The following is a 14,104-nucleotide window of genomic DNA, read 5'->3' as shown; positions in this document are numbered from 1 at the left end:
AAACACTTTCTAGGAAAAATTGAAAATAACTTTGTTGTTCTTTTTGTGGACGGTGCGACGAATTAACGTCTCATTAGATGCTACGGTTATACATGTGGTGCTCAAAAATTAGGCACTATTTTGTACTCAAATAATAGCCAAGAGGTCTCTATGTTAGGTGAAAATCACTCATTAACTCATGAATTCCCAGAACATTTGGATACCATTACTCAGCTTACCGAAAACGATGCATCATTTGCTGAAACCGTTAAAAACTACAATGCTTTAGATAAGGAAATCCGCGTACTAGAACTTCAAGGAAGCCCGATTGATGATCACGAAATGAACGTGTTAAAACATAACCGGGCTGAGCTCAAAGACTGGCTCCACTCGCGAATAATGGGTTCTTAGTGACGAAATGATCATCGGCTCGTAAATTGCGGGCCGATTTTAGTTCCAATGGACGATGCCAAGTGTGCAAACACTAGGAGTGCTGAGCAGGAGCTTGGAGCGGCAGGTGACCAGTTTTTACCCAAATGATCGTTTCTTGCCCTACAAAAGGAAAATGCTCACTCATATGTGGGCTTCGAATCCAAGAGAGAGCGGGATAGGTACCTAGCTCGTCTCTAAACTCTCCTGACAATACGAAAACTTCTTCACCACCAAAGTGACGGTGTGGTTGAAACTTCTTACCTTTTGGCCATTTAACCAATGCGACATGTTCGTGCTCAAAATTATGCAGCGGCATGACTTGCAACCCACCGACACCACTCTGCCAGCTCGCTTGGTTTGTATTAATGCGAACTGTTTCAAGATCCTCAGATTCGAACTGATTTAGTTTAACTAAAATCACACAGCCTTCTTTGCTAAATGGTGCGTGTTGACTTCCTGGAGGGTTACGAAGGTAAGTGCCGGCAGGATAGTCACCGTATTCGTCAGAGAATACCCCCTCGAGCACCAATATTTCTTCTCCTTGAGGGTGAGGATGAGTCGAAAACTGCGAATTTGGCTCGTACTTAACGATGCTGGTGGTATGCCCTGATTCTTTGGCTTCTCGTTCCAAAGGTTTGCGCCACACACCTTTGGAAGGGCTGGCGATCCACTCCTGTTGAGCAGTATCTATCACGATTCTTTTTGAAAAGTCCATATTCAACATATTGAAATTCCGTTACTTATTTAATTACTAATTCTCATTAGTATACGTATAAAAAACATCAATTGATTCATTTGTTGATAGCCCAATTCATGGATTGAGTACGAACATGAAATCGGAGCCTAATTTAAATTTCTGCTTGTGTAATGAGAATTGTTATATTATAACATCGCAAAATTAAATGTTATAACATAACAAAAAGGAAATAGTAGTGAATAAGAAATTGGTGTCTCTCGTGATCGGTAGCATTTTTGCATCCCCTGTTTTTGCCGACACACTATCGAACCCACAGATTGGTGTTGTTGTTGATGGCTACTACCAAGATGGCCAACGTCATAATTCTGAGCGCGAAGAAGGCTTTGGTCTAGGCCATACGGAATTAAACTTCTCATCAAATATCGACGACAAGTTTTACGGCGCATTGACCGCGGTTCTTGAAAGTCATGGTGATGAGACAGAATTAGAGCTTGAAGAGGCATTCATCGAAACTTTGGCATTGCCATATGGTGTAAACGTGCGCGCTGGCCGATTCCTATCTGACTTTGGTTACCTGAACAACCAACACATGCACACCGATAGCTTTGTTGAGCGTCCAATTGCTTATCGTACTTTCCTTGGCTCGCACTACTACGATGATGGTGTACGTGCAAACATCGTGTTGCCAACCGACCTTTATGTAAAACTTGGTGTAGAAGCGCTCAGTGGTAGCAAAATGTCTTCTGTCGAAGATGGTTCTGAAGTTGGCGTGTACACCACGACGCTGAAGCTTGGTAGTGACTTCTCCGAATCTTCAAGTTGGCAGTTTGGTTTAAGTTACCTGCGTAACGAAAACGGCAAGGTTAAAGAATTCGAAGATCACGACCACGGTCATGAAGAAGAGCATGAGCACGATCACCATCATGGCGCAGCAGTGACAGGTGCGAACCTTTACGGTGCTGATTTTGTTTGGAAATGGGCACCAGACGGTAATTACAAATACAGCAACTTCACGCTATCGGCTGAATACATGCTGTTAGACGGTGTGGTAGATAGCAAATATAAAAACGATGCAGAGTCACCAGACAACTTAAGCGCTTACTATGTTTCGGGTGTTTATCGCTTCAACCCAAGCTGGTCAGCAGGTCTACGTTACGGCGAAGCAGAAAGCTACGATGGTCATGCACATGGCGACCACATGCATTTTACTGAGCTGAATGATAAAGAAATGGATGCGATGATCGCATGGGATTCTTCTCACTTCGGTACTATCCGTGCGCAATACACTCGCATTGATAACCAAGACAGTGAGACAGACAACGTGTTCACTCTGCAATACGTGATGACATTTGGAGCGCACGGTGCTCATGCGTTCTAAGCTGACATTAAATAAATGCAGTTTGGTGATGATGGCGGCAGGAGCTGCCATCATTGCTTCGCCTGCTTCGGCTCTAAACATTTTCGTTTGTGAGCCAGAATGGAAAGCCTTTCTTGAAAGCCACGCGCCAGATGCCAGTATTTATTCAGCGACAACGGCTAAGCAAGACCCACATTACGTACAAGCTCGTCCTTCTTTGATTGCGAAGATGCGCCAAGCGGACATGGCAATGTGTTCGGGCGCAGAGCTAGAGGTGGGGTGGTTACCTATGCTGCAAGTTCGTAGCAGCAATGCGGCGGTGCAAAATGGTGCGCCGAGCATGATCTACGCGACGGACTTCGTGCGCATGTTAGATACTCATGCTCACGTTGACCGTAGCATGGGAGATATACACGCTCACGGTAACCCACATGTTCAATTTGCGGCAAATGACATGATTCCATTATCTCGTAAAGTCACGGAGCGCCTAAAAGCGATTGATCCCGACAACGCACAAAGTTACCAAGTGAATGGTATGAAGTTTCGTGCTCATTGGCGTAAAAAGCTTAAAGAATGGAATGAGAAAGGGGCTGCTTTAAAGGGTAAGCAAGTTGTCGGTTATCACGCGACGTATCGTTATTTGTACGATTGGCTCGGAATGAAGCAGATTGCCGATCTCGAACCTAAACCGGGCATTTCACCGACCACATCTCACCTGCAATCACTCACCAAGTTAGATGCTGACAGTTTTGATGCGATTGTTTACTCCTCTCATCAGGATCAGCGTCCAGCGAACTGGTTGCAAGATCATACTGACAAACCTGTGATTCAACTGCCATTGACCGTTTCTGAGAGTGAAAGCTTGGATGAGATGTACGATCAGGTCATTGATGATTTACTGGATGTGTTAGTGCCGCCCGTTCCTGAGAAGATCTAAGCCATGGCTGATTATGCATGGCTTTTACCTGCGGTTTTGTGTGGTTTAATTGCGTTAGTTGGCAACATCGTTCTGGGGCAACAAGTTCTTAATCGTCAGATCATCTTTATAGATTTGGCGGTGGCGCAAGTCGCGGCATTGGGGGCAGCACTAAGCCACTACTGGTTGAGCCAATACGCGCTGTTCTCAGGCTCATTCTTTGGCGAAATGATTGGCCCTTGGGTGATGTCTTTGATGCTTTGCGGTTTGATCGCCTTAATGGAGAAACGATACCAGCAGCATTTAGAGCCCATGATTGGCAGCTTGTTTGTCGTGTCTGCATCGCTGGCAATCCTGCTGGTGAGCAAAGACCCACACGGCGGAGACTTTATTCAAGGCATTCTTAATGGGCAACTGTTATGGGCGACTTGGGCAGACGTTTGGCCTTTGGCACTCATTACCACTGCGATGTTGCTATTGGTTTGGTTAAAACCTGCGTTTATGCGCGGTAGTGGTTTTTATCTGATCTTTGCTATTCTGATGCCCATTACGGTCAAGTTAACCGGCATTTATTTAGAATTTGCTTTGTTGGTGATTCCAGCTTTATGTGCGGCAGCATTGAAGGGAACTCGATTCTTTGTCGCTAGTATCAGCATTGGTATTGTTGGGATCTTATCGGGTATTGCCGCATCGGCTCGCTATGACTTACCGAGTGGTGCGAGTATTGTGATCACCCTGTTTATTGCTGGCATGTTGTTTAATCTCTTGCTTCAGCCTTTTCTGGTGAAAATAACAAAACCAGCTTTTGTAAGAGATTAAGAGACAAGTAATATTGGTTTGATGAAGTAGTATTTGAGTAATCAGACCAATACTTTTCTATCCAAGTCCTCCAATCGTTTAACTTTGCGCCCTCCAACACACTTTCTTACGTTGATCTTGCCATAGTCATCAAGTTGCCTTGATTAGTTCACATCCGACTCCCAGACTGTTTCTATAGTTTTTATAAGATATAAAAGACCCTGCGTATGAGAAGCGCAGTTGTAACGCGACTAGGCATAAAAACAAAAAACGCTAGGGATACAAGCGAATTTGTAATCTCAACATTTAAGGAAGACCAAGATGAAACCGGAAAAAGTAGCAGTAGTCACTGGTGCGGCTCGTGGTATTGGCCAAGCGATTTGTGAACAATTACTGGAGGATGGATTCCATGTTGTCGGGCTAGATATAGCGCCCGTGGAATGGAGTCAGTCGGCGCAGCTAAGCAGTTATCAAGTCAACTTGTGTGATGCCGAAGCCGTCAGTGAAGTAGTAGAAAGTGTTGTAGAGCAGCACGGAAGAATCGATGCTCTGGTTAACAACGCGGGCATCACTCGAGATGCATTGTTGCCAGATATGTTAGAGCAAGACTGGGACAGCGTGATCGACGTGAACCTAAAAGCGGTGTTCTTACTCACCCAACGTGTTGCTCCTGTCATGCTAGAGCAGGGCACAGGCAGTATTGTTAGCATTTCTTCTATAGTGGGAACGGATGGTAATATCGGCCAGAGCAACTACGGCGCAAGTAAAGGCGGCGTCATCTCAATGAGCAAAGGCTGGGCGAAAGAACTTTCAAGAAAGGGTGCACAGATACGCGTCAACTGTGTCGCGCCAGGCTTTATCGCCACCGACATGACCAAGAACCTGCCAGAGAAAGTCATTCAAATGATGGAAGGCAAAACCCCATTAGGGCGCATGGGCTCAGTTCAAGATATTGCCAGTGGCGTCTCTTTCCTAACCTCAGACAAGAGCGCCTACATCACAGGCCAAGTGCTCAAGATTGACGGTGGGTTGGTATTATAGCTCGTTAATCAAAATCTAAAATAAAAATGCCTTTTACTTATGTAAAGGGCTTTTTTGTTTGAGGAACCCGACTTATGCGAGTACTACTAACTAATAGAAAGCTTCGATGCCGCTTCGAGTTGAGTTTTTGAAGCAAAAGGCCAATACGTTTGAATAGCGTCTCCTCTTAAACACTGCATTCCCTAAAGCACCGTATTCCCAAAAGAAAAGCCCACCGAAAAGCGGGCTTTGTTCTCTTTTAGTAAAGAGAAGAATAACTAGTAGCTCGCTTGAATGCTGACACCGCTATAGTTTGAGTAACCTTGAATCATGACGTGATAACGTCCACTTTGCGTCGCACTGACCGTACATGTTTCATTGTTACCGTATTTGAAAGGTCGGCAGTCCCATGCATTCAGTGCTGGTTTTGCTCCAAAACGGAGATACAAATCCGCATCGCCACTGCCACCATACATTTGTACGGTTAAGCGCTGCCCAGTTTCTACATCAACATAGTAATACGCTACTTGACCAGTTGAACCACTTAAACCACTTACTGGCACGCCCGAGGTTAATTTGCCTTCTGGGTCCGGTGTTGGATCTGGGCCACCGCAGTCTTGGCCACAATCTGCATCCGTTAAGCTATAAAGTAGCTTGTTCACGCTGCCTCTTGTGTCCGTCACTTTTCCGCTAGTTGCGCGGCTAACGATCAAGGCCTCTACTTGGCTTGGAGACAGTGAACTGTTTTCTTGAAGATACAATGCTGCTACACCCGCCACATGTGGCGTCGCCATCGAAGTGCCACTAATGGTTTTGTAGCCACCGTCATACCATGCAGATTTGATTTGTGAACCTGGCGCAAATACATCCACACAACTGCCCCAGTTTGAAAAACTCGAACGTGCATCCGTGCTAGTGGTCGATCCGACAGTTACTCCGGAAGCAACGCGTGCTGGAGAATAGTTACACGCATCGGCGTTGGAGTTACCTGCTGCTAGCATAAAGCTGACACCTGACTGAACCGCACTTTGCACCGCACTATCCAGAGCGACGGATTGACCGCCGCCTAAACTCATGTTGGCGACTGAAGGTCCGGAAGCGTTCGCAGCCACCCAGTCCACACCGGCAATAACACCAGAAGTAGAACCCGATCCGGTACAGCTCAATACTCTCACGCCGACAAGGTTGACGTTTTTCGCAACACCATACAAGCTGCCGCCAATGGTGCCCGCTACGTGTGTGCCGTGTCCATTACAGTCACTTGCATCTGCATCGTTATCGACAAAGTCATACCCTGAAACTGAGCGACCACCGAACTCAACATGCGCGTTATTCACACCAGTATCGATAACATAAGCCGTTACCCCAGTCCCATCAAAGTTGGCACTGTAGTTGTTATCGAGTGGCAAGTTTCGTTGGTCGATTCGGTCTAGTCCCCAAATGGCATTGGTTTGATTTGCGTCTGCCGAGACTATTGGGTCAAGCGATAGGATTCTGTCTTGCTCAATGTAGTCCACACGAGGATCAGAACGCAGATCTTTTAGTTGCTCAGGACTCAAGTTAGCGACAAATCCACTTATCGAGTGGTCAAAAACCGACTCCACTTGTATCGAATACAAACCAGACATGCGGTCTACGGATTGTTGCGTGAATTGCTCGAATTCCGTTGAATTGCTCACCATCATTTGCGGCTGTTGAAATACCACAATATAGCGATCTGCAATGGCGATGTCGTCCGGTGCAAGCATCAAAGTGGCAGGCAATGTGTTGGGAGCTTGTTGTAACTCTGCACTGTCCGCAAGCTCATTGGGTTGCGAAAAAGCGAGAGAAGAATGAAAACAGAGCGCGGAGGTGATACAACAACTTAGTAGTTTCTTTAACATAAAATGTTCCTCGAAATCATAGTCTTGTTGATTTTTACCTAGTACCAAACTGTCAACACGAAAACACAGACAATCAGCGTAGTGCGTGCTGAAGTGACGTTACACAAGTCAAACTAGACAATGAGCAATCATATGCATAACTGATAATAATTCGCATACTCAGAAACATGATCAATAACCAAGCTTTATTGAAATTGAAATGCAAAGATTCATTTAGACTTAGAGCAAAATCCCTAAAATAGAATAATTCTACACACCTGAAATATTGCCTGTTATATGACTTCATCTTACCGATAATTTACGCAATAAAAACCTAACTATCCTTTTATTGGTCATAACTCAAATCGGTTGATAGATGTTAATATAGCCACCTGATTTCTGATGTTTTTAACTCATGGTTACTATCCAAGTTCAATATCGTTTCTGTAATAAAACAGAGCCCGTTCGTGAACATGGAAAAGGGCATTCTGGCTCTCCTCGCTCCAGATGTATCGAGTGTCGAAAGAGCTTTAACTCGATTACGTTTACGAAGCCCGCAAGCCAGATGTAAAAGAAAAAACTGTTGATATGTCAATGAATAGCTCTGGCGTTAGGGAAACAGTACAAGTGTTGAATGTCGTATACAACACAGTATTGAGTACTTTAAAAAATCTCGCCAAGGTAAGTAACCTCAATGCCTTTCGATAAAGCAAATATAAGACTAATTTGTAAACTTGAAAGGCTAGCTGTATTGGTTGAGGTATATGAGGAAAACACTTCCCCATTTAAGAACTGAAACACACTTTTGCCCCTTTTCGTGTTAGCACGGAAACTGTCCTGCTACCAGACTTGTGTTTCAATAGTGCCTTGTAGTATCGAAAACACTTACCACAAACTCTAGAGATTTATGTACTATACCACCTACTGGAAGCTTGATGGGTGGTATTGACGTGAACTTATCTCAAATTGATCTGAATTTGCTCTTTGTTTTAAAGCACTTGCTCGAAGAGAAGCATGTATCTAACACCGCTATGGCTTTAAATATGAGCCAGTCTGCGGTAAGTCGAGCACTGCAAAAAATGAGAGTTTTCTTTAATGACGAATTACTGGTGCGCAAGAAATACGGCTATGAACTGACTCCAAAAGCAGAGTCAGTAAGGCAAGACATCAATAATGTGATTACCAGTTTAGAAAAACTTGCCCATAGAGACTCGTTTGATCCGAGCACTGTATCAAGCACCGTTAAGGTTTACGGCCTTCTTCCTCAGATTAATACCTTAATGCCTAAGGTTATCGCTAAGATTCGGCAAGAGGCTCCAAACCTTAAGGTCAGTTTGGACTCAGCACCAAAACGTCATTTTGATGCGTTGGTGGCTGGAGATGTTCATTTCGCACTTTCCTCTCATCAACCGCCAAGCTCTGAGCAAAATATCTATCGAATGGTTGTTGCTAAGCGTACTTTCCGTTTGCTTATGAGCCGCTATCATCCACTGGCCGATTTAGAGCTAACTCCAGAGCGTTTGGCCGAATTTGACTTTGGACAAGTCTCTTTGCAGGGTGAGAAGCGATTGTCGTTTGAGCATAAATACCAAGAGCTAGGGTTAGCGAACAAAAAAAAGCGTTTATCAGCGCCAGTGCAACTGAATAACTTTAGTTCTGCTCCAAGTATCGCTGCGGAGACTGAGATTATATTTCATCTACCGACACCTTTTGCAGAGGCAGCTTGTCAAGACCCTCGCTTGATCGTTCGAGAAGTACCTGCCGAGCTACAGTTGGACTTTCAAGAAGTCTTCCTATATTGGCACAAACGCTTTAACGATGATCCTATGTGTGAATGGGTACGAGAGATCTTTAAACAGCTCTATGTTGGAACCGATACTTTAGCTTAAATGCTTATATCGGGTAATTCGTGGTTAACTATTCGTATATTGGATAGTGATATTCTCTTTTCTCGATAGTGATTAACTTGTCAGTGATTATGATAATCAGGTTTAATTGATAATAATTATTAAATGCAATTACATTTTAAGCCTATTCAATATGAAGCCTCTTTTCACATACTCTCTATTTTCTACATCAGTTGTTTCTGCTTGTATTACTGTACCTATGGTCGTTGTTGCAAATGACCAGTTACCTGAGACTGGTATCAATACAACAGCAATGGAAACCGTAGTGGTTACAGCCTCTGGTTACGAACAGAATGTCACAGAAGCGCCAGCAACAATAAGTGTTCTCACCCGAGAGCAACTTGAAAATCGCTCATATAAAGATTTGACTTATGCTTTAAGTGATATACCTGGGGTAACCGTTACAGGAGGTGGTGATGGCCAAGATATCTCAATTCGAGGTATGCCTGCTCAATATACGGCCATTCTTGTTGATGGCAGGAAGCAGTCTGGTCGAGAAACTCAAACTAATGGTAGTACGTTTACTGAACAAGACTGGCTTCCCCCGTTGAGTGCAATTGAACGTATTGAAGTTGTACGTGGCCCTATGTCAACCCTTTATGGGTCTGATGCTTTGGGGGGTGTGATTAATATTATTACGCGTAAAAATTATCAAGAGTGGCACGGAAGCTTGCGTGCAGAAACGACGCTTCAAGAAAATTCAAAATCTGGAAATAGCTATCAAGGGCAGCTTTACCTTGCTGGCCCTGTCATTGATGGTCTGTTGAGTACTTCTTTGACTGGACTGTATCAGGAAAGAAAAGAAGATGAAATTGAAGGTGGTTATGCAGGTAAGACACTCGACAACTATCGAGCTTCTTTGTACCTCACACCTACCTCGGATGACACTTTTACTCTGGAGTTCACCAATCATAACCAAGAGCGAGAGACCACTCTAGGTAAATCAGTGGAGCGAGAGTCTCAAGTTGCAGTACGAGAATATGAACGCCAATCTATTGGTTTTAGCCACGACGGAAACTACTCTTGGGGTACAAGTTCTTCATTTATCAGTAATGAAACAGTAAAAAATATCGGTGCAGATAAAGAAGTCGAGAATAGTCAAATTAATACGCAATGGGGTCTGCCTCTTAATGCTCACTACTTAACACTGGGCGCATCTTTCGAGCAAAAGGATCTGACTGATAATAAACTGTCATTGACCTCTAAAAACAAGCAATGGGCAGTATTTGCTGAGGACGAGTGGTATCTCACGGATACATTCGCTCTCACCCTTGGTTTACGTTACGACGACAATGAGATCTTTGACGGGCAATTTAGCCCAAGAGCTTACGGGGTCTGGTCTATTGACCCTAGTTGGACGCTAAAAGGTGGTGTGTCTACGGGTTATCGAGCACCTAGTTTGACACAAATGGACGAAGAGTGGGTTCAAGAGAGCTGTAGAGGGCGTTGTTCTATTTACGGTAATCCAGACTTAACAGCAGAAACCTCCATCAATACAGAGATGGGACTGTATTACGTTAATGAGCGAGACCTTTCTGCAAACATTACTTTGTTTTACAGCGACTTCAAAGACAAGATCGAAAGTGAGTTTGTCGATCCGACGTGTACTGATAGCAGAAGTTGCGACCGCACTTACGTCAACATTGATGATGCGAACAGCTATGGTGCAGAAAGTTCCGTATCTAAGGGTATTACAGAGTCAATTACACTAAGTGCAACCTACTCGTATACTCGTAGTGAAAAGAACACTAATGACGATTATGATGGCTTGCCTCTTGTACAAGCACCTGAACATATCTTCTCACTTAATGGTGATTGGGCAGTGCGTGATGATGTTGCTTCATGGGCCCGCATGAACTATCAAGGCAAAGAGAAAAACAACATCACTAGTGATAGCACAAGAACGTTGGCACCTTCTATTACTTACGTGGATCTCGGTGTGAACTGGCGTGTAACTAAGAATGTGAAGTTAATGGCAGCGGTTTATAACTTGTTCGATGAGCAAATCACAGAGGAAGAGTTTGGCTACATTGAAGATGGCCGACGCTACTGGTTAGCTGCTGAAGCGACTTTCTAATCTACTTACTTTTTTAAGCGAATAACAAAACAATGAATACGAAAATTAAGTCTGCGATGACCTCTCTGCTACTTATGCCCTTTGTCTGTTTGGCTGGGGAGTTCAATGTAGAGAAGGATATCTTGTTCAAAACTGTAGGTGAAAGAGAGATTAAACTCGATCTTTATACTCCTTCGGTTGAATCAAATACTCAGTACCCGTTATTAGTCTGGGTACATGGTGGTGCATGGAAACGTGGGAGCAAAGACGCCATCCCAGAAAAGAACCCATTATTACTTCAGTCTGTGTTGAATGAAGGTTATGCGCTAGCTTCAGTTGATTATCGTTTAAGTGGAGAAGCGATCTTTCCTCAACCAGTACAAGACATTAATGATGCACTGAACTATTTGTACGACAATGCTGAAAAGCTCGGTATTAAAGCGGACAATGTTGTGATAATGGGACGCTCTGCTGGCGGGCACCTCGCTGGCTTTATTGGTGCGACTAACTCGGCATACAACCAAGTAGATTTCTATGAGCCACCAAAGTACAAGGTCTCAGCCGTAGTAAGCTTTTTTGGCCCTACCGATTTACTTGAGTTAAGTAATAAAGGTGGCAAGAAAACCAGCAAAAAATCGTCTGTATCTCGTTTCTTAGGAGATATTCCAAACAATATTCCAAAGCTTGCCAAGAAAGCATCAACGACGAGTTATGTGAATGAAAATACTCCACCATATATACAGTTACACGGCACCTTGGATAAGCGAGTGCCTCTATCTCAAAGTGAGATACTTAAGGCTAAGCTTGATGAGCATGGAGTTACCAACCAACTTTTCATTGAAGAAGGTGTAGGACACAGTGCACCTGTCTTTGATACCGAGAAGTACGTTACTCATGTTTTGGACTTCTTAAATAAACACTTTCCGAACTAACGCTCTAGTCAATATAAGGCTTAAAAGTTCAAGGGGAAATACTGAGCCAACTGTGATTACAGTTGGCTTTTTCATGTATCTCTATTGGGCATTTTATCATTCTGATTAATGGGAGCGGCTGGCTCATTTTCAGGCAGTGGTTGAATAAATCTATGACTACTTTAGGGTATGTATTCTAACGTACTTCTGTCCAAAAAAGTGTTTCGTTAGCTTGAATTAGAACAACAAAGCGCTCTTCACAGAAAATGAAGGTCGTTTATCTCGTCTTAACAGCCTTTCAAGTTGTTTGAAATGAGGTATCGAGATCCGCTTCGCTCTTAGTTACGTTCAACCTTAGCTGCTACTTTTCATCAATAAATAGAGATGAGTTACTATCAAGTAGCATAGGGAAGCGAGGAAGTATTCTCTCAAATGAACATTAAACTCCTTCTTTGTAGCCTGTCACCTTCAAACTACTTCCTCTAGCGCTAACAATTAATTCAAATGTGCGCTGGTTAATGATTTTTCTGTAAGTAACACAATTGAACGTGATAGAAGTAACAAAATGGCCTCTTAAAGGTAACGTTCCCGAAAAGTTTATATATTATCGCCCTCATTGATATAAGTAGTAGAGACGCTCTGAGTACGAGCGCTCTGAAATTCAGGCTTTAGATGGACATTTAAAGTCACCATAAGTTTGCGATTTTTCCTTGGGAACGTTTGCAATATGCCTAAGTATAAATTTACGTGAGACTATGGAAATGAAACTACACACTTTGACGATGGCAGTAGCGCTTGGAATGGTTACTGCACCTGCATTCGCAGCAACAGATGTTGACGCTCTTGAAAAGCGAATTAATGAATTAGAACAGAGACTTGAGCAGACAGAAAAAGCATCCACAGAAGCAAATGAGAAAGCCTCAAGCTTTGAGTTTCATGGCTACGCTCGTTCCGGGCTACTGATTAATGACGATCTGAATGGTGCAGTGGGTACTGGTCCTTACATGACGGCAGCTGGTGCTATTGGCGCTCCAGTTGGGCGATTAGGGGTAGAGGATGATCATTATGTGGAAGCAAACCTTATTCACAAACGTTTTGCAGATGATGGTTCCAGCGCATTGTTCCGAATCATGTTGGCAGATAGTACGGAAACCAATAACGAATGGACGGCGAGCGAGAGTCAATTAAACGTTCGTCAGATATATGCTGAGCTAAACAAGTTGAGCATGTTCTCTGAATCAAGTGCGTTTGCTGACGCGACGTTTTGGGCTGGTAAACGATTTGACCGTGATAACTTTGACATTCACTTCTTTGACTCGGATATTGTTTTCTTATCTGGCACTGGTGCTGGTGTGTATGACGTCCAAATGAGCGAATCATGGAAAGCAAACTTCTCGATCTATGGTCGTGATTTTGGTGAGATTGATAGCTCGTCAACGGATGTTGAAAACTATATCGCGACAATGAACAACCGCTTCGGTAATTGGCAATTGATGCTGAGCGGCATGACGTCAGCTGATAATAATGATCGCGTAGAAGGAGCAGCGGACAAAGGTTTACATGCGATGTTTGCCTACCATGGCGATAACTTCTTTGGCATGAGTGAAGGCTTCTCTAAAACCGGTATTTTGATGGGTGATGGATTGGGTGCGGAACTTAAAGGCATCGGTTCAAACGGAGATTTGTTAGAAGACGCAAAAGCCGTACGCTTGTTTAGCTATGGTGTAACACGCATCGGCGACAACTGGCGTGTAGCACCTGCGTTGCTAGCAGAACACAGCCAAGATCGCTTTGCTAAAAATGATGAATTTACGTGGGCATCGTTCAACATCCGCTTAGCGCAAGAGTTTACGCAGAACTTTGAGATGGTTTATGAAGGCTCATACCAATACATGGACCTAGACAATGCGATTGATAAAGCAAGTGGCAGTTTTTACAAAGCGACAATTGCACCAACGCTTAAGATGTCTACCGCTGCAGGTTTCTTTGACCGTCCGGAGCTACGTTTTGCAGTTAGCTACGTTGATTGGAGCGAAGACTTGAATGGCTACTCGATTAGCCAGGATGCGGGTGCTGCAACGATGGGTGATGGTGGTGAAGTTCTGTTTGCACTGCAAATGGAAACTTGGTTCTAAAGGGACCTAACCTACAAAGAGTAATAAGAAAAGC

The 14,104-nt window shown here is 43.8% G+C and carries 11 protein-coding genes and 1 pseudogene; 10 read left to right on the top strand and 2 right to left on the bottom strand.

Annotated features, from left to right (window positions below; translation table 11 throughout):
* Nucleotides 1–150: 150 nt before the first annotated feature.
* The gene (locus R7O12_RS13225) at nucleotides 151–390 is read left to right on the top strand and encodes a YdcH family protein (RefSeq protein ID WP_005373737.1); all 240 of its coding nucleotides are present in this window, start codon (nucleotides 151–153) and stop codon (nucleotides 388–390) included.
* Nucleotides 391–463: 73 nt separating this feature from the next.
* Here R7O12_RS13225 and R7O12_RS13220 read toward each other — a convergent pair whose 3' ends face one another.
* The gene (locus R7O12_RS13220; protein ID WP_318125927.1) at nucleotides 464–1,135 is read right to left on the bottom strand and encodes a cupin domain-containing protein; all 672 of its coding nucleotides are present in this window, start codon (nucleotides 1,133–1,135) and stop codon (nucleotides 464–466) included.
* Between the two features lie 208 nt (nucleotides 1,136–1,343).
* On the opposite strand from R7O12_RS13220, the gene R7O12_RS13215 reads away from it, so the two are divergent.
* The 4 genes from R7O12_RS13215 to fabG all read left to right on the top strand — a co-directional run bounded on the left by R7O12_RS13215 (nucleotide 1,344) and on the right by fabG (nucleotide 5,220).
* Nucleotides 1,344–2,486 (top strand): hypothetical protein, encoded by a 1,143-nt coding sequence (locus R7O12_RS13215; protein ID WP_017633595.1) that lies wholly within the window; start codon nucleotides 1,344–1,346, stop codon nucleotides 2,484–2,486.
* The gene (locus R7O12_RS13210; protein WP_206970366.1) at nucleotides 2,476–3,402 is read left to right on the top strand and encodes a metal ABC transporter solute-binding protein, Zn/Mn family; all 927 of its coding nucleotides are present in this window, start codon (nucleotides 2,476–2,478) and stop codon (nucleotides 3,400–3,402) included. Before R7O12_RS13215 ends, R7O12_RS13210 begins: the two co-directional genes overlap by 11 nt.
* A 3-nt stretch (nucleotides 3,403–3,405) precedes the next feature.
* Nucleotides 3,406–4,200, top strand: coding sequence for a metal ABC transporter permease (locus R7O12_RS13205; protein ID WP_206970364.1), 795 nt, complete (start codon nucleotides 3,406–3,408; stop codon nucleotides 4,198–4,200).
* A gap of 300 nt (nucleotides 4,201–4,500) precedes the next feature.
* Nucleotides 4,501–5,220: a 3-oxoacyl-ACP reductase FabG gene (gene fabG, locus R7O12_RS13200; protein ID WP_206970363.1), complete on the top strand. Its 720-nt coding sequence runs from the start codon at nucleotides 4,501–4,503 to the stop codon at nucleotides 5,218–5,220.
* A 257-nt stretch (nucleotides 5,221–5,477) separates the two neighbouring features.
* On the opposite strand, the gene R7O12_RS13195 is transcribed toward fabG, so the two are convergent.
* On the bottom strand, nucleotides 5,478–7,082 hold the full coding sequence (locus tag R7O12_RS13195; protein WP_318104316.1) for a S8 family peptidase: 1,605 nt from the start codon (nucleotides 7,080–7,082) through the stop codon (nucleotides 5,478–5,480).
* A gap of 394 nt (nucleotides 7,083–7,476) precedes the next feature.
* Between R7O12_RS13195 and R7O12_RS13190 the strand changes: the two are divergent.
* The 5 genes and pseudogenes from R7O12_RS13190 to R7O12_RS13170 form a co-directional block, all read left to right on the top strand.
* Nucleotides 7,477–7,800 (top strand): annotated as a pseudogene (locus R7O12_RS13190) (IS1-like element transposase); the annotation flags it as partial.
* 196 nt (nucleotides 7,801–7,996) lie between these two features.
* Nucleotides 7,997–8,950 carry a LysR family transcriptional regulator gene (locus R7O12_RS13185; RefSeq protein WP_017819843.1) on the top strand — a complete coding sequence of 318 codons (954 nt, stop codon included), beginning with the start codon at nucleotides 7,997–7,999 and terminating at the stop codon, nucleotides 8,948–8,950.
* Between the two features lie 151 nt (nucleotides 8,951–9,101).
* Nucleotides 9,102–11,045, top strand: coding sequence for a TonB-dependent receptor domain-containing protein (locus R7O12_RS13180; protein WP_318125926.1), 1,944 nt, complete (start codon nucleotides 9,102–9,104; stop codon nucleotides 11,043–11,045).
* Nucleotides 11,046–11,077: 32 nt separating this feature from the next.
* On the top strand, nucleotides 11,078–11,956 hold the full coding sequence (locus tag R7O12_RS13175; protein WP_017819845.1) for an alpha/beta hydrolase: 879 nt from the start codon (nucleotides 11,078–11,080) through the stop codon (nucleotides 11,954–11,956).
* A 740-nt stretch (nucleotides 11,957–12,696) separates the two neighbouring features.
* A complete protein-coding gene (locus R7O12_RS13170; protein ID WP_318125940.1) occupies nucleotides 12,697–14,070 on the top strand; it encodes a carbohydrate porin in 1,374 nt (457 codons plus the stop codon).
* Nucleotides 14,071–14,104: the final 34 nt, after the last annotated feature.

It is taken from the genome of Vibrio sp. Vb1574 (assembly GCF_033338675.1).
The sequence above is the reverse complement of the archived record's forward strand: the minus strand, read 5'-3'. Positions and strand labels throughout refer to the sequence as shown.